General features: G+C 71.7%; 15 protein-coding genes and 1 riboswitch. Of the genes, 13 read left to right on the forward strand and 2 right to left on the reverse strand.

Translation table 11 applies throughout. The features are described 5' to 3' along the window. The 7 genes from ACRDTB_RS24320 to ACRDTB_RS24350 form a co-directional block, all read left to right on the forward strand. A partial coding sequence (locus ACRDTB_RS24320) for a cell division protein SepF (RefSeq protein WP_431433852.1) occupies positions 1-353 on the forward strand: 353 nt, incomplete at its 5' end. Between the two features lie 20 nt (positions 354-373). Then, positions 374-658, forward strand: coding sequence for a YggT family protein (locus ACRDTB_RS24325; protein WP_431433854.1), 285 nt, complete (start codon positions 374-376; stop codon positions 656-658). A 48-nt stretch (positions 659-706) separates the two neighbouring features. Continuing rightward, complete coding sequence (wag31, locus tag ACRDTB_RS24330) at positions 707-1,549, forward strand: DivIVA-like cell division protein Wag31 (RefSeq protein WP_431433856.1); 843 nt, start codon at positions 707-709, stop codon at positions 1,547-1,549. 38 nt (positions 1,550-1,587) lie between these two features. Then, positions 1,588-2,328 (forward strand): hypothetical protein, encoded by a 741-nt coding sequence (locus tag ACRDTB_RS24335; protein ID WP_431433858.1) that lies wholly within the window; start codon positions 1,588-1,590, stop codon positions 2,326-2,328. A 224-nt stretch (positions 2,329-2,552) separates the two neighbouring features. Further along, positions 2,553-5,675, forward strand: coding sequence for an isoleucine--tRNA ligase (gene ileS, locus ACRDTB_RS24340; protein WP_431433860.1), 3,123 nt, complete (start codon positions 2,553-2,555; stop codon positions 5,673-5,675). A gap of 2 nt (positions 5,676-5,677) precedes the next feature. After that, on the forward strand, positions 5,678-6,865 hold the full coding sequence (locus tag ACRDTB_RS24345; RefSeq protein ID WP_431433862.1) for a pyridoxal phosphate-dependent aminotransferase: 1,188 nt from the start codon (positions 5,678-5,680) through the stop codon (positions 6,863-6,865). Further along, positions 6,862-7,146 carry a DUF167 domain-containing protein gene (locus tag ACRDTB_RS24350; protein ID WP_431433863.1) on the forward strand — a complete coding sequence of 95 codons (285 nt, stop codon included), beginning with the start codon at positions 6,862-6,864 and terminating at the stop codon, positions 7,144-7,146. Before ACRDTB_RS24345 ends, ACRDTB_RS24350 begins: the two co-directional genes overlap by 4 nt. Before the next feature lie 196 nt (positions 7,147-7,342). Here the strand turns inward: ACRDTB_RS24350 and ACRDTB_RS24355 are convergent, their stop codons facing one another. Then, the gene (locus tag ACRDTB_RS24355) at positions 7,343-8,311 is read right to left on the reverse strand and encodes a M28 family metallopeptidase (protein ID WP_431433865.1); all 969 of its coding nucleotides are present in this window, start codon (positions 8,309-8,311) and stop codon (positions 7,343-7,345) included. 106 nt (positions 8,312-8,417) lie between these two features. Here ACRDTB_RS24355 and ACRDTB_RS24360 point away from each other — a divergent pair, with 106 nt between their 5' ends. After that, positions 8,418-9,905 carry a potassium/proton antiporter gene (locus ACRDTB_RS24360; RefSeq protein ID WP_431433867.1) on the forward strand — a complete coding sequence of 496 codons (1,488 nt, stop codon included), beginning with the start codon at positions 8,418-8,420 and terminating at the stop codon, positions 9,903-9,905. Positions 9,906-10,014: 109 nt separating this feature from the next. Beyond that, positions 10,015-10,728: a M23 family metallopeptidase gene (locus ACRDTB_RS24365; protein WP_431433868.1), complete on the forward strand. Its 714-nt coding sequence runs from the start codon at positions 10,015-10,017 to the stop codon at positions 10,726-10,728. Positions 10,729-10,732: 4 nt separating this feature from the next. Here ACRDTB_RS24365 and sthA read toward each other — a convergent pair whose 3' ends face one another. Then, positions 10,733-12,136 carry a Si-specific NAD(P)(+) transhydrogenase gene (sthA, locus tag ACRDTB_RS24370; RefSeq protein ID WP_431433869.1) on the reverse strand — a complete coding sequence of 468 codons (1,404 nt, stop codon included), beginning with the start codon at positions 12,134-12,136 and terminating at the stop codon, positions 10,733-10,735. A 69-nt stretch (positions 12,137-12,205) separates the two neighbouring features. Then, positions 12,206-12,321: riboswitch (SAM riboswitch) on the forward strand. 33 nt (positions 12,322-12,354) lie between these two features. On the opposite strand from sthA, the gene ACRDTB_RS24375 reads away from it, so the two are divergent. The 4 genes from ACRDTB_RS24375 (at position 12,355) to ACRDTB_RS24390 (ending at position 16,076) form a co-directional block, all read left to right on the forward strand. Continuing rightward, on the forward strand, positions 12,355-13,698 hold the full coding sequence (locus tag ACRDTB_RS24375) for an aminotransferase class V-fold PLP-dependent enzyme (protein WP_431433870.1): 1,344 nt from the start codon (positions 12,355-12,357) through the stop codon (positions 13,696-13,698). A 210-nt stretch (positions 13,699-13,908) separates the two neighbouring features. Continuing rightward, the gene (gene lspA, locus ACRDTB_RS24380) at positions 13,909-14,610 is read left to right on the forward strand and encodes a signal peptidase II (protein WP_431433872.1); all 702 of its coding nucleotides are present in this window, start codon (positions 13,909-13,911) and stop codon (positions 14,608-14,610) included. Beyond that, entirely contained in the window at positions 14,607-15,530 is a 924-nt protein-coding gene (locus ACRDTB_RS24385) for an RluA family pseudouridine synthase (RefSeq protein WP_431433874.1), read from the forward strand. The genes lspA and ACRDTB_RS24385 overlap by 4 nt, the downstream gene beginning before the upstream one ends. 246 nt (positions 15,531-15,776) lie before the next feature. Continuing rightward, positions 15,777-16,076, forward strand: a complete 300-nt coding sequence (locus tag ACRDTB_RS24390; protein WP_431433876.1) for a hypothetical protein — start codon at positions 15,777-15,779, stop codon at positions 16,074-16,076.

Here is a 16,076-nt window from a genome sequence, read left to right on the forward strand (position 1 = left end):
CCGTGGAACCGCGCCGCGAACCGGCGCCGCGGCCCCGGCCGGCCGAGCCCGCGGCGGCCCCGACGGGCTACCCGATGGGCCGCGTCGTCACGCTGCACCCGACCAGCTTTGCCGAGGCCAGGGCCATCGGCGAGCACTACCGGGACGGCACTCCGGTGATCATGAACCTCACCGAGCTGGAGGATGCGGACGCCCGCCGGCTCGTCGACTTCGCGGCCGGGCTGGCGTTCGCCATGCGCGGCTCGATGGACAAGGTCACGAACAAAGTGTTCTTGATCTCACCGCCGAATCAGGATCCGACGGCGGAGGACAAACGGCGGATTGCGGAGGGCGGGTTGCTCAACCGGACCTGATTGATGGCAGAGTTGACAGCGTGGACCCCCTCCGGCTTGTCTTGTACTGGATACTGTTCGTCTTCTGGCTGTTCCTCACCGCCCGAGTCGTGGTTGAGCTCGTCCGCGCGTTCGCGAGGGAGTGGCGCCCGGCCGGTGGGGTTGCGGTAACGCTGGAGACCATCTACACAGTGACCGATCCTCCGGTCCGCTTGCTCCGTCGGCTGATCCCGATGGTCAGGATCGGCGGTGTAGGGCTGGACCTATCGATTATGGTGCTGCTGTTGGTCGTGTTCATACTGATGCGACTGGCCTATCCCGGATGACGGGGACGTCTGGGTGGACCGCAGCCGATGAGTGCGTGAGGTGATCAGATGTCGTTGACCCCCGCTGACGTTCATAACGTCGCGTTCAGCAAGCCTCCTATCGGCAAGCGGGGCTACAACGAGGACGAGGTGGACGCCTTCCTCGACCTGGTCGAGGTCGAGCTGTCGCGGCTCATCGAGGAGAACAACGACCTGCGCGCGCAGGTCGAGCAGCTCGACGCCCAGCTCGAGTCGGCCCGCGCCGACATCGAGAGCGCGAGCCACGCCGTGCCCCCGGCGGGGCCGCGAGTCGACGAGCCGCGCCGGCTGACGCCGGTGCCGCCGCCGAGCGCGATGGAGCAGACCTCGCCGGGCGGCGTCGGTGGAGATCACCACGTGCAGGCCGCCAAGGTGCTGGGGCTGGCCCAGGAGATGGCCGACCGGCTCACCGGCGAGGCCAAGGCCGAGTCGGACGGCATGCTCGCCGAGGCACGCACCAAGTCCGAGCAGCTGCTGTCCGAGGCCCGGGCCAAGTCCGACACCATGATCAACGAGGCGCGTACCCGGGCCGAGACGATGCTCAACGACGCGCGCACCCGGGCCGAGACGCTGGAACGTCAGGCACGGGACAAGGCGACCACGCTGGAACGCGACGCACAGCGGCAGCACTCCGAGATCCTCGGGCAGGTGCAGGCGGAGCGCACGGCACTCGAGAAGAAGATCGACGAGCTGCGGACCTTCGAGCGCGAGTACCGGACCAGGTTGAAGACGTTCCTCGAGTCCAGCCTGCGCGAGCTGGGAGACCGCGGTTCGGCGGCGCCGACCACGGGCGCGCCCGGCTCGTCGGAGGGCAACAGGTCCTCGGGTCAGCAGGGCTACGCGTTCGGCCCGCGCGCGGCTGAGGCGGGCTGACGGCGGGCGTCGTCACGCCCGCCTAGCGGACGATTCGCGTGCTGTATCTCGTACTCGGCTTGGTGCTCGCGGCATTCGGGCTGTTGATCGCCGCGCTCACCACGGCCAACACGCTGTTCGCGTGGATCTCGGTCACGGTCAGCGTGATCGCGGCCGGGTTGCTGGTGCTCGACTGGATCCGCGGCCGCCGCCGGGCCGCCGAGGCCGCGGATGCGGCGGAGCCGGACCCGGTCATGGAGCGCCCCGAGCGGCCATTCAGCGACCAGACGCCACCGCTCACCGAAACGGTGCGGGGCGGTTCGCCGCCCGTCGAGCCGGCCGGTGGTGGCCGCACGGAACCGCCGCCGGGCGGCGAACAGCGTGCCGGCACCGAGCCACCGGCCACGGTGTTCGTCGGCCGGTCCGGTGAGTTAGACCACCCGACCCAACCCCCGCCCGAGCGACCGACCGAGCCGCCGGCAGAGCTACCGGCAGAGCTACCGGCAGAGCTACCGGCCGAGCGAGTGAACGAGCCGGCCGAGCGGCCGGTGGCCCAGGAACCCGGCGAGCCGGGGGAGGAGGACACCGACGCGGCGGACCTCCTCGTGGTGAACGACCTCCGGGTCGAAGTCCGCGTCGTTGACGAGCACCCGCGCTACCACCTGGCGAGCTGCACGTACCTGCTCGACAAGCCGACGCTGCCGCTCCCGGTGTTCGAGGCGCGCGAGCTCGGCTTCACGCCGTGCGCGCGCTGCGGCCCGGATGCGACGCTCGCCGCGCAGCACCGGGCCACGCGCTAACCCGGTTGCCGGCCCTGGCTATCCTGGAAGCCAACGGCGTTGATCCGGCCATCACCGGGGAGCCTCCGGAAGAACGGGTGCGAGCCTCAGTAGAACCGGACGGGACGGCCCGTCACAGCCGACCAACGAGCGGTCGACCGAGCAGGTCGGCAAGCGGGGTGGTACCGCGGCGTCAGTCGTCCCCGTGCGCAACGCACACGACGGAACGACCGCGAGGAACACCGATGGCATACCCCAAGGCGCAGCTCGGCGCGGACGGCCCGAACCAGGGTGTCGCGTCCCAGCCGTCCTTCCCGACCCTCGAGCTGGCCGTACTCGACTACTGGGACAGCGACCGCACCTTCCAGGCCACCATCGACGCGCGCCCGGTCGGAACGAACGGCGGCAACGAGTTCGTCTTCTACGACGGCCCGCCGTTCGCCAACGGGCTGCCCCACTACGGTCACCTGCTCACCGGCTACGTCAAGGACGTCGTCCCGCGCTACCAGACCATGCGCGGCAGGCACGTGGAGCGCCGGTTCGGCTGGGACTGCCACGGCCTGCCCGCGGAGTTCGAGGCCGAGCAGCAACTCGGCATCAAGACCAAGGACGAGATCGAGGAGATGGGCGTCGCCGAGTTCAACGACGCCTGCCGCACCTCGGTGCTCCAGTACACCGGCCAGTGGCGCGACTACGTCACCCGCCAGGCCCGCTGGGTCGACTTCGACAACGACTACAAGACGCTCGACCTCGACTTCATGGAAAGCGTCATGTGGGCGTTCAAGTCCTTGTGGGACAAGGGCTTGATCTACGAGGGCTACCGCGTGCTGTGGTACTGCTGGCGCTGCGAGACGCCGCTGTCCAACACCGAGACCCGGATGGACGACGTCTACCTCGACCGGCAGGACCCGGCCGTCACGGTCGGGCTGCGGCTCGAGACCGGGGAGCTGGCGCTGGTCTGGACGACCACGCCGTGGACGCTGCCGTCGAACCTCGCGATGGCCGTGCACCCGGACGTCGACTACGTGACGGTCGAGCGCGACGGCGAGAAGTACCTGCTCGCCGAGGCGCGCGTCCCCGCCTACGCCCGCGAGTTCGGCGAGAACCCGGCCGTCGTCGCCCGCTTCAAGGGGGCCGACCTGCTCGGCCGCCGCTACACGCCGCCGTTCGACTTCTTCGTCGGCACCGAGAACGCCCACCAGGTCCTCGCCGCGGACTACGTGACCACCGAGGACGGCACGGGCATCGTGCACATCGCGCCGGCCTACGGCGAGGAGGACAAGGCCGTCACGGACGCGGCCGGCATCACGCCCGCCACGCCGGTCGACCCGCACGGCCGGTTCGACGCGCAGGTTCCGCCCTACGCGGGCATGCACGTGTTCGACGCCAACGGCCAGATCATCGGTGACCTCAAGGCGGCGGGGAAGCTGCTGCGCCACGAGACCTACGACCACCCGTACCCGCACTGCTGGCGCTGCGGCAACCCGCTGATCCAGCGCGCGGTGTCGTCGTGGTTCGTCGCGGTCACCAAGTTCCGCGACCGGATGGTCGAGCTGAACCAGGAGATCAACTGGGTGCCCGCGCACGTGCGTGACGGCCAGTTCGGCAAGTGGCTGGAGAACGCGCGCGACTGGTCGATCTCGCGCAACCGGTTCTGGGGCTCGCCGATCCCGGTGTGGGTCTCGGACAACCCCGAGTACCCGCGCACCGACGTGTACGGCTCGCTGGACGAGCTCGAGCGCGACTTCGGCGTGCGGCCGACCGACCTGCACCGCCCGTTCGTCGACGAGCTGACCCGGCCGAACCCCGACGACCCGACGGGGAAGTCGACCATGCGCCGGGTGCCCGAGGTGCTGGACTGCTGGTTCGAGTCCGGCTCGATGCCCTACGCGCAGGTGCACTATCCGTTCGAGAACGCGGACTGGTTCGAGCACCACTACCCGGGCGACTTCATCGTCGAGTACAACGGCCAGACGCGCGGCTGGTTCTACACGATGCACGTGCTGGCCACCGCGCTGTTCGACCGGCCGGCGTTTCGCAACTGCGTGGCGCACGGCATCGTGCTCGGTGACGACGGGCAGAAGATGTCCAAGTCCCGCAAGAACTATCCGGACGTCAACGAGGTGTTCGCGCGCGACGGCTCGGACGCGATGCGCTGGTTCCTGATGGCCTCGCCGATCCTGCGGGGCGGCGACCTCGTGGTGACCGAGCGCGGCATCCGCGACGCGGTCCGCCAGGCGGTGCTGCCGCTGTGGAACTGCTGGTACTTCCTCGCCCTGTACGCGAACGCGGAGTCCGTGGAGGGCACCTGGCGGACGGACTCGCCGCACGTGCTCGACCGGTACGTGCTGGCGAAGACGCACTCGCTCGTGGTGTCGAGCCGCGAGGCGCTGGACGTCTACGACCTGTCCGGCGCGTGCGCGGGCGTCCGGGACTACCTGGAGGCGTTGACCAACTGGTACGTGCGCCGCTCGCGGGACCGCTTCTGGGCGGGCGACCAGGACGCGATCGACACGCTGCACACGGTGCTGGAGGTCGTGTCGCGGGTGGTGGCGCCGCTGCTGCCGCTGACCTCGGAGGCAGTGTGGCGCGGGCTTGTCGGCGAGCGCTCGGTGCACCTGGCCGACTGGCCGGCCGACGACCTGCTGCCCGCCGACGACGCGCTGGTGACGGCGATGGACCGGGTACGGCAGGTGTGCTCGGTCGCGCTGGCGCTGCGCAAGTCGAACAAGCTGCGGGTACGGCTGCCGTTGGCGTCGCTGGTGGTGGCCGCGCCGGACGCCGCGGTCCTGGAGCCGTTCACCGAGCTGATCGCGGACGAGGTGAACGTCAAGGACGTGTCGCTGACCACGGACGTGGCCGCGCACGGCCACTTCGAGCTGGTGGTGAACGCGCGGGCGTGCGGCCCGCGGCTCGGCGCGGACACGCAGAAGGTCATCCGCGCGGTGAAGGCGGGGGAGTGGACGTCCACCGACGACACCGTCGTGGCGGCCGGCATCGAGCTGCTGCCGGGCGAGTACCAGCGCCGGCTCGTGGCGACCGACACCGGTGCGACGGCCGAGCTGCCCGGCTCGTCGGGCCTGGTCGTGCTCGACACGGTGACCACGCCCGAGCTGGAGGCGGAGGGCCTGGCCCGGGACCTGGTGCGCGTGGTCCAGCAGGCCCGCCGCGCGGCCGGGCTCGACGTGGCGGACCGGATCGCGCTGACCGTGCGGGCCCCGGACGAGGTGACCGCGGCGGTCCGCGCGCACGAGTCGTTCGTGGCACGCGAGACCCTCGCCGACGCGGTCTCCTACGGTCCGGCGTCGGGCTTCGACGGCACGGTCGGCGACGGGGTGGCGGTCACCGTCGATGTGGTGAGGGTCTGACGATGGCGGTGTCGGCGACGCTCGCGGCCCACCAGGTGGTCGAGGAGCGGCGGCGAGCGGGGCTGCCGGTGCTGCCGATGTCCTTCGGGCAGGCCGGGGTCCCGGTGCACCCACTGCTCACCGAGGCGCTCGCCGAGGCGGCCGGGCGCAACGCCTACGGTCCGGTGGCCGGCGATCCCGCGCTGCGCGAGGCGGCCGCCGGCTACTGGACCCGGCGCGGGCTGCCGACCGATCCCGGCCAGGTGATCGCCGGGCCGGGCAGCAAGGCGCTGCTGTACGCGAGCCTCCTCGCGGTGCTGCGGCTCGACCGGGGGAGCGCTGGTGGCATCGTCCTCCCGCGGCCGAGCTGGGTGTCCTACGCCCAGCAGGCGGCTCTCCTCGGCGGGCGCGCGATCTTCGTGCCCGCGCGCGAGGGTGGCGTGGCCGACCCCGCGCTCGTGCGGCCGGGTGCGCGGGCGATGGTCCTCACGCTGCCGGACAACCCCACCGGGCGGCTCGCGTCCCCGCGGACCGTCCGCGCCGCCTGCGAGGTCGCCCGCGAGCACGATCTGGTCATGGTCTCCGACGAGATCTACCGCGACCTCGGCTACGGCGGCGAGTTCGTCAGCCCGGCGCAGCTCGCGCCCGAGCGCACGATCGTCACGACCGGCCTGTCCAAGAACCTCGCGCTCGGCGGCTGGCGGATCGGCGTCGCCCGGTTCCCCGAGGGCCCGCTGCTGGACCTGGCACTCGGCGTGGCGAGCGAGCTGTGGTCCTGCCCGGCCCTGCCGGTCCAGTCCGCGGCGGCGCTCGCGTTCAGCGAGCCGGAACCCATCCGGTCCTATGTGGACAAAGCACGCCGGTTGTACGAGCGGATCAACGTCGCGGTGGCCGACCGGTTCGCGGCGGCCGGCGCCCGGGTCGAGCCGCCGCAGGCCGCGTTCTACAGCTACCCCGACCTCGCCCCGCTGGTCGACGGGACCGCGGCGGAGGTGGCCGCGAGGCTGCTGGAGCGGCACGGCCTGGCCCTGCTGCCCGGCACGGAGTTCGGCGAGCCCGCGGAGTCGCTGCGGTTCCGGGTCGCCACCGGCCAGCTGACCGGCGCGCACGACGACGAGCGGCGCGCGGCCCTCGACAGCCCCGACCCGCTGACGCTGCCGTGGATCGCCCGGCCGCTGGACCGGCTCGCCGAGATCCTCGCCGCGCCGTGAGCGCGCTGCGGTTCGGCGTCCGCGTCAAGCCCGGCGCCCGCCGCGAGGCGGTCGGCGGCCGCTGGCCCGCGCCGCCCGGCCGATCCGACACCGCGCTCGTGGTCGCGGTGCCGGCACCCGCGGTCGAGGGCAAGGCGAACGAGGCCGTGCGCAAGGCGCTGGCCGTCGCGTTCGGCGTCCGCCGCCAGGACGTGGTGATCGTGACGGGCGAGCGCGGCCGCGACAAGGTCGTGGAGGTGACTGGCGCCGACCCGGCCCGCCTCGCGGAGCTGCTCGGCTGAGCAGTCCACAAGCCCGGCCGACACCGCCCGTTTCCGTCGGTGGTCGCCGGTAGCGTGGAAATCGGGGGGCCCCGGGGCCATTGAATGGACCGTTCAATCGGCCCCGTTGTCCACAGGTGCCGCGCGTGCGGCCGCAACGTCGGCCCGGCCGTCTACGCTGAAAACCGGGGCCGGAGGCCGAATCCGGGCGCGGCCGCTAAGCCGTGAGGGTCCAGACCGCGTCGGCGATGGCGTCGCTGTTGTTGTCCAGCGCGGTGGCGTCGATGTTGTCCACCGTGTCGCACGAGGAGTGGTAGCACTCGTCGAACGCCTCGCCGGCCGTGCCGCCCCACTTCGCCGCCTGCTCCGACGACTTGGTTTGCTCGGCGCCGCTGAACACACCACCGATCGGGATGCCCGCGTCCGCGAACGCCGCGTGGTCCGAGCGGCCGCCGATGTTGGTCGTCTCGGTCGGGATGCTCAGTGCCGCGTAGTGATCGGTCAACATCTTCTCGATGTTCGCCGAGCCCTCCGGCTGGCCTTCGGAGGAGTACACGAAGTAGCCCGGGTTGGGCGAGCCGATCATGTCGAAGTTCACGTAGCCCGCGATCTTGTCGAGCTCGGTCTGCGGCAGGCTCGAGACGTAGTGCGTCGACCCGATCAGCCCCAGCTCCTCGGCGCCCCACCACGCGAACCGCAGGTGCTTGGCCGGCTGGAGGGTCTGCTCGGCGACCGTGAGGGCGACCTCGAGCAGCCCGGCCGAGCCGGAGCCGTTGTCGTTGATGCCCGGCCCCGCCGACACGCCGTCCGCGTGGCCGCCGAACATCATCACCTGGTTCTCGTCGCCGCCCGGCCAGTCGGCGATCAGGTTCCAGCCCGTGCCGAAGGCCGAGAACTCCTGCAGCTGGGTGGTGAACCCGGCGGCATCCAGCGCGCCCTTGATGTAGTCCAGCCCGGCCCGGAAGCCCGGCTCGCCGTGCGCGCGGTTCCCGCCGTTCGCGTCCGCGATTGCCTGTAACTGCGCCAGATGCGCCTGCACGTCGGCCCCGGGGATGTCCGGGCCGGCCGCGATCTGGGCCTGGGCGGGCGAAAGGGCCGGCGCCTGCGCCCCCGACGCCGTGCCATAGGCGATGGCGGCCGTGAGGGCGACGGTGCTCAACGTGACCAGCGCGAGACGCAACTTCATGATCTTCCCTCCGTGGAGTTGCCGATCTCTCGTCAGCGTGTCAACGGTCCGATTCGCACGCTAGGTTCATTCGTCGGGAGTTTGCCGAGGTGTTCTGGGAGGTGGAGTGGGCCTCGAGCTGTCCGTCGTGCTGGGGGCGGTCGCCGCCGTCCTCCTGGTCTCGGTGGTCGCGGTGCGCATCTCGGTGCGGCTCGGCTTCCCGTCGCTCGTGCTGTATCTCGCGATCGGCGTCGTGCTCGGCGAGGCAGGCATCGGCATCGAGTTCGAGAACGCCCCACTCACCGAGTCGCTCGGGCTGGCCGCGCTCGTCCTGATCCTCACCGAGGGCGGCCTGACCACCCGGTGGTCAGAGGTGAAGTCGTCACTGTGGCCCGGAATCGTGCTGTCCACAGTGGCCGTCACGGTGACGATCGCGGTGACCGGCACGGCGTTGCACCTCCTGCTCGGCTTCGACTGGCGGATCGCGCTGCTGTGGGGCGCGGTCCTCTCGTCCACCGACGCCGCCGCGGTGTTCAGCGTCCTGCGCAACGTCGCGGTCAGCCGCCGGCTCGTCGGCTCGCTGGAGCTCGAATCCGGCATGAACGACGCGGCCGCCTACATCGCGGTGGTGTTGCTGGCATCCGGCGGGGCGACCACCTGGGGACTGCCGTTCGTCGTGTTGTACGAGCTCGTCGTCGGCGCGCTGCTCGGCCTGCTGCTCGGCTGGCTCGGTGCCGCGGCACTGCGTCGGGCCGCACTGCCGGCCACCGGCCTCTATCCACTTGCGACGGTCGCGGTGTCGGTGCTCGCGTTCTCCGGGGTCTCGGCCATCCATGCCTCCGGGCTCCTCGCCGCGTACGCGGCGGCGCTGGTGCTGGGCAACTCCCGGCTGCCGCACCGCACCGACACGATCTCCTTCGCCGAGGGGCTGGGCCTGCTGTCCCAGATCGGGCTGTTCGTCCTGCTGGGGCTGTTCATGTCGCCCGGCCGGCTCCTCGACGCGGTCGTGCCCGGCCTCGTCGCGGGCGCGGTCGTGACGCTGCTCGGGAGACCGCTGTCGGTGATCGTGTCGTTGGCGCCGTTCCGCATGCCATGGCGGGAACAGGCGTTCGTGTCCTGGGCCGGGTTGCGCGGCGCCGTGCCGATCGTGCTCGCGATGATCCCGCTGACCGAGGGCCTGCCCGGTGCGAATCTCCTGGTCGACGGGGTGTTCGTGCTGGTGATCGTGCTGACCCTGGTGCAGGGGAGCACCCTGCAGCTGGTCGCGTCCATGCTGGGCCTGGGCCGCGGCGCCCGCTCCCAGGAGATCCACGTGGACGCCGCGCCGCTCGACGAGCTCGGTGCCGCGCTGCTGCAGGTCCGCATCCCGAAGGGGTCCAAGATGCACGGCGTCTACCTGCGTGAGCTGCGCCTGCCGATCGGCGCGACGGTCAGCCTGCTCGTCCGCGACGGCGTCGGCCACACGCCGGCTCCGGGCACCCGGTTGCAGGAGCACGACCAGTTGCTGGTGGTCGCGACCGAGCGGGTGCGTACGGCGACCGAGCACCGAATCCGCGCGGTCGACCGCGCCGGCCGGTACGCGCGCTGGATGGGCGAGACCGGCAAAGAGCCCTGACGGGCCAAAACTGGCAAACGTCACCGCCGAACGACGGTGCCCGCGGCCCGTTTCCGCCGCATACCTTCGGACTGTCGCGAGTGCCGAACCTAGCGAGAGGCGCGGGACAGTGACGGTCAGGCTGACGACCACGCGGACGACGCGGAACCGGGTCATCGCGTCGTTGGCCACGATCGCACTGGTGGTCGGTCTGGTCGTGACCGCACCGGGCGCGTCGGCGAGCGGGAACCGCGAGTCCCTCTTCCCGGCGTTCGGCCTGCCGTTCGCGCCGGGCCAGTCCGCCGGCTCGGCCGGCATTCACTCCGACGACGGCGCGACCGGCCCGAAGAACGCCATCGACCTGACGCCCTCCGACGGCATCGTGCGTGCGCCGCTCGACGGCACCGTCCACATCTGGCAGTGCCCGGGTGGCCCCTGGGTCACGATCGACCACGTGGAGGGCTGGCGTACCGGGTACTACCACATGGAGAATATCGAGGTGGCGGACGGACAGCAGGTCGCGCCGGGCACCGTGCTCGGCACGATCGGCAACGCCCTGCCGTGTGGTGGCAGCAGCAGCGGCGCGCACGTGCACTTCACCCTGTGGCTGCTGACCGCGTCGCCGGCCGAGGTCGCCGCCGAGCCCGCCGCCGGCGGCGACTGGCACGGCGTGTCCTACGAGACGCTGTCCTCCGACGTCGCCGCCGTGGTCGGCGAACCGGTCGACGGCAAGGCGTTCGGCGGCTGGCAGTTCTTCGAGGCCGCCACGCAGTACTCCGGCCACGCGGTCCGGCGGAGCGACGGCTGGGTCGTGCCGTTCCCGGGGACGTTCCTGTACGGCTGAGGTGTCACTCCGTCAGCATGCTGATCTGGCGGATCTTGTTGGTCGCGTCCAGGGCGGCCACCTTGTATGACTCGGCGAGCGTCGGGTAGTTGAACACCGTGTCCACGAGGTAGTCGATCGTGCCGCCGCAGCCCATCACCGCCTGTCCGATGTGGACCAACTCGGTGGCGCCGGTGCCGAACACGTGCACGCCCAGCAGCGAGCGGTCCTGCGGGGACACGAGCAGCTTCAGCACCCCGTAGGAGTCGCCGATGATCTGCCCGCGGGCGAGCTCGCGGTAGCGGGAGACGCCGACCTCGAACGGCACCCGCTGCTCGGTCAGCTCGTCCTCGGTGCGGCCGATGTAGCTGATCTCGGGGATCGTGTAGATCCCGATCGGCTGCAGCTCGTGCATCTCGTGCACCGGCTCGCCGCACGCGTGGTGGGCCGCGAGCCGGCCCTGCTCCATCGACGTGGCCGCGAGCGCGGGGAAGCCGATCACGTCCCCGACCGCGTAGATGTGCTCGACCTCGGTGCGGAACGTGCCGTCGACCTTGATCCGGCCGCGCCTGTCCGCCGCCAGCCCGGCCGCGGGCAGGTCGAGGTGGTCGGTCATGCCCTGTCGGCCGGCGGAGTACATCACCATGTCGGCGGGGATCTTCTTGCCGCTCTCCAGGGTCGTGACCGTGCCGTTCTTGTGCCGCTCCACGGCGGCCACGGTCTCGCCGAACCGGAACGTCACCGCGAGGTCGCGCAGGTGGTACTTGAGTGCCTCGATCACCTCGGTGTCGCAGAACTCGAGCATCCGCATCCGCTGCTCGATCACCGTGACCTTGGTCCCCAGGGCGGCGAACATCGACGCGTACTCGATGCCGATCACCCCGGCGCCGACCACGATCATCGACCGCGGGATCCGCTCCAGCCCGAGGATCCCGTCCGAGTCGATGATCGTCTGCGCGTCGAAGTCCACACTGGACGGGCGGGCCGGGCAGGTCCCGGTGGCGATCACGATCTTGTCCGCGGACACCGAGCGCTCCTGTCCGCTGCCGTCGGAGACCTGGACCGTGTGCGGGTCGGTGAACCGGCCCAGGCCGGGCAGCACCGAGACGCCGTTGCGGGACAGCTGGCTGCGGATCACGTCGACCTCACGGCCGACGACGTGGCTCGTCCGGGCGGTCAGGTCGCCGATCGTGATCTCCTCCTTGACCCGGTAGCTCTGGCCGTACAGCTCACGCTGGCTCATGCCGGTCAGGTAGAGGACGGCCTCGCGCAGGGTCTTGGACGGGATGGTGCCGGTGTTGATGCAGACGCCGCCGATCATGTTGCGCCGCTCGATCAGCCCCACCTCGGCGCCGAGCTTGGCGGCCGCGATCGCGGCCTTCTGTCCCCCGGGTCCCGAGCCCAGCACCAGCACATCGAAGTCAGTCATGGGGGGAGTGTGTCAAGCACGGTGGCGGTTGGACAGTTCCGGGCCGGATCGGCTACCTTCGGGCGCGAAGGTCATGAGTGCCAGCGTCAAGCCCCGGCTTGCTGGCCGGCAACCCTCCAACCGCGGTGGGGTGCCCCGGGTGAGGACCAGGCCCTCCGCGAGGTGCGGGTGGGCAAGCGCGGGCCCCGGGGCGGGGCCCCGACCCCGGAGGCTTCACGATGACGCTCGCCATCCCACATGTCCGACCCGTGTCCGGCGGCCTGCCCGGCCCGATTCCGCCCGTCGTCGGCGCGCGGCTGACCGTGCCGCTGGTGGACGGTCGCCGGGTGCCGTACGCGAACCTCGACCACGCCGCGAGCGCGCCCTGCCTTGCGGCGGTCCGCGACGCGGTCGACGAGCTGTTGCCCTGGTATGCCAGCGTGCACCGCGGCGCGGGCCTCGCCTCGCAGGTGTCCACAAAGGTCTATGAGCGGGCGCGCGAGGTGGTGCGCCGGTTCGTCGGGGCGCGGCGGACCGACGCCGTGGTGTTCACCCGCAACACGACCGACGCGCTGAACCTGCTGGCCCGCGCGCTGCCGCGAACAGGTGGGACCGGCACGTCGGTGGTGCGGTTCGACACCGACCACCACGCCGCACTGCTGCCGTGGCGCGGGCCGCTGGTCCGGCACATCTCGTCGGTCGGCTCGCTCGACCGCGCCCTGCAAGACTGCCCGACCGGGCCGCGGCTCGTGGTGGTGACCGGTGCGTCGAACGTGACCGGCGAGCTGTGGCCGGTGGCCGACGTCGCCGCGATCGCCCGCCACCACGGCGCCCGCATCGTGCTCGACGCCGCGCAGTTGGCCCCGCACCGTCCGGTCGACGTCCGCGCGCTGGACGTGGACTACGTCGTGCTGTCCGGGCACAAGCTGTACGCGCCGTTCGGTGCCGGCGCGCTCGTCGGGCGGGCGGACTGGCTGCGAGCGGCGGACCCGTACCTGGCCGGCGGGGGCGCGACGTCGCTGGTGGCCGACCGGGACTCGCGCCTCGCGGTGTCCTGGTCGACGGGCCCGGAGCGGCACGAGGCCGGCACGCCGAACGTGGTCGGCGCGCACGCGCTCGCGGTGGCGTGCGAGACGCTGGGCCGGCACTGGGACGCGATCATCGCGCACGAGCGTGCGCTGCTGACGCGGCTGCGGGCGGGGCTCGCCGGCGTGCCGGGCCTGCGTGAGCTGTCCCTGCTCGGCGGCGACCGGGTGGGCGTGGTGAGCTTCGCGGTCGACGGCCAGGACCCGGGTCTGCTGGCGGCGGCGCTGTCGGCCGAGCACGGCATCGGCGTGCGGGACGGCGCGTTCTGCGCCCACATCGCGACCCGCCGCCTGCTCGCCTCGGCCGGCGCCACGGGTACTCGCGCGCTGCGGGCGAGCCTCGGCCTGGGCAGCACCGCCGAGCACGTCGACCGTCTCGTCGGCGCGCTGCGCTCGCTGGTCACGCACGGCCCGGCGGCGGACTACGAGCAGGTGGACGGCCGCTGGACCCCCGCGCCCGACCCGCGTCCGCTGCCGCCGTTGCTGGCCGCGCTTTAGTCTGGCGGCGCGGCAACGCCCCCGCCGAGGCGCTGGACCGGCTCCGCGAGGCCGCGCAGACCATCGCCTCGATGCGTCGTGCTTGTCGTGATCAACGAGCCGATGCGGCTGACCGGCAGCGGCGACGTCGACCTGCTCGACCTCCGGCCGGGGCGGCGTACGTGAGTGGTTGCTGACCACCCGGTTTCGCCGACCATGGACAATGGCCCGGTGAGCGACGAGACCAGTACCGACGCGGAGCAGCCGGGTCGTACCGACACCGAGCAGCCGCCCCCACCCGAACCGTCCCGGCCGCCCCGCCGCGGCTGGCTGTTCGCGGTCGTGGCGCCGGTGGTGCTGGCCGCCGACATCGTCACGAAGATCATCGCCGTCGCGGCCCTCGAGGGGCAGGCACCGGTGCGGGTGCTCGGCGGGCTGTTCTACCTGCAGCTCGTGCGCAACCCCGGCGCCGCGTTCAGCATGGCCACCGGGATGACGTGGGTGCTCACGCTCATCGCGGTGGGCGTTGTCATCGCGATCATCTGGATCATGCCCAAGCTGCGCTCCATCGGCTGGGCCGTCGGGCTCGGCCTGGTGCTCGCCGGTGCGCTGGGCAACCTCATCGACCGCTTCCTCCGCGCGCCCGGCCCGCTGCGCGGCCACGTCGTCGACTTCCTCTCGCCGTTCGCCCCCAACGGCGACGTCTTCCCGGTGTTCAACGTCGCCGACTCGTCCATCGTCTGCGGCGGCGCGCTCATCGTGGTCATGGCCCTGCTCGGCCGCGACTACGACGGCACGTCGACGAAGGACAGGACGCCGAAGGACAGGACGCCGAAGGACGCGACGCCGAAGGACCCGATGCCGAAGGACGCGGCGGACACCGAGGACACGATCAACGCGAAGGAAGAGCCCGCGAAGGACACGGACGCGTGACCGCTCGCACCCTTCCGGTCCCCGACGGGCTGGACGGCATGCGGGTCGACGCCGGGCTGGCCAAGCTGCTCGGCCTGTCCCGTACCGCGGTCGCCGCCCTCGCCGAGTCCGGCGACGTGAGCCTCGACGGCAGGCCCGCCGGCAAGTCCGACCGGCTCGTCGCGGGCGCCTGGCTCGAGGTGACCCTGCCCGAGCCGGAGCAGCCCGTGCCCGTGCGCGCCGAGCCCGTGCCCGGCATGACGGTCCTGCACGAGGACGACGACATCATCGTGGTGGACAAGCCGGTCGGCGTCGCGGCGCACCCGAGCCCCGGCTGGACCGGTCCGACCGTCGTCGGCGGGCTGGCCGCGGCCGGCATGCGGGTGTCGACCTCCGGTGCGGCCGAGCGGCAGGGGGTGGTGCATCGGCTGGACGTCGGCACCACCGGCGTGATGGTCGTGGCCAAGAGCGAGCACGCGTACACCGTGCTCAAGCGCGCCTTCAAGGACCGCACCGTCGAGAAGGGTTACCACGCGCTCGTCCAGGGCCACCCCGACCCGACCGACGGCACCATCGACGCGCCGATCGACCGGCATCCCAGGCACGACTACAAGTTCGCCGTCGTCGCGGCCGGCCGGCCGAGCGTCACGCACTACCGCACGCTGGAGGCGTTCCGCGCGGCGACGCTCGTCGAAGTCCGGCTGGAGACCGGGCGAACCCACCAGATCCGGGTGCACTTCGCGGCGCTGCGCCACCCGTGCGTCGGCGACCTGACCTACGGCGCCGACCCCGTGCTCGCGAAGCGTCTGGGCCTGACCCGCCAGTGGCTGCACGCCCGCCTCCTGGGCTTCGACCACCCGGCCGACGGCCGCCGGGTCGAGTTCACCAGTGAGTACCCGGACGACCTACGCAAGGTCCTGGATCTGCTGGCCGACGGATGATTCTGTGCGTGTTTGGCGCGTATGCCACCGATCCTGGGAGGTTTTCGCGTACCTTGTCGGGAACACGCGGGTACGAGGTGATGCCATGACACCCCTTGTGTCGACCCCCAGATCGAATCAGGCCGAGGGCTTCGCAACCGCACCTCAGGGGAACGTGACGTAAGCCAGCCACACGTACGTGACCAGGCAGAACTTTTCGTCCTTCAACGGGACCAACACATCGAATTCCGGGGAGGCGGAGCAGTCGTGACCGAGCGAGACGACCACTTATCGGAGGGCTTCCTCGTCGACGGCGTGGCGCCGTCGGTGATCGGCGGCGAGGACGGTCCGCACCCGGTGGGGGAGGACCTGGACTACGAGCCGCCGCGCCGCCGTGAGCCGCCGACGACGCCGATCCCCGCACAGGACAGGGTTCCGCGCGGGATGCGGAACCCCATGCAGAACCCGGTGCAGAGCCAGCAGACGCAGGGTCAGACGTGGGGTCCGGAGCGCGGCCAGGCGCAGGAGCGCAAGGGCTGGCTGGGCCGCATGTTCGGCCGCGAGTAG

This window comes from Actinophytocola sp., assembly GCF_050699935.1.
Classification (GTDB): Bacteria; Actinomycetota; Actinomycetes; order Mycobacteriales; family Pseudonocardiaceae; genus Actinophytocola.

Excerpts from the sequence above, each read along its gene's own strand:
- ACRDTB_RS24345 (WP_431433862.1), top strand. The coding sequence starts at position 5,678 with ATGGCGGTGTCGGCGACGCTCGCGGCCCACCAGGTGGTCGAGGAGCGG.
- ACRDTB_RS24355 (WP_431433865.1), bottom strand. The coding sequence starts at position 8,311 with ATGAAGTTGCGTCTCGCGCTGGTCACGTTGAGCACCGTCGCCCTCACG.
- ACRDTB_RS24375 (WP_431433870.1), top strand. The coding sequence starts at position 12,355 with ATGACGCTCGCCATCCCACATGTCCGACCCGTGTCCGGCGGCCTGCCC.
- sthA (WP_431433869.1), bottom strand. The coding sequence starts at position 12,136 with ATGACTGACTTCGATGTGCTGGTGCTGGGCTCGGGACCCGGGGGACAG.
- ileS (WP_431433860.1), top strand. The coding sequence starts at position 2,553 with ATGGCATACCCCAAGGCGCAGCTCGGCGCGGACGGCCCGAACCAGGGT.
- wag31 (WP_431433856.1), top strand. The coding sequence starts at position 707 with ATGTCGTTGACCCCCGCTGACGTTCATAACGTCGCGTTCAGCAAGCCT.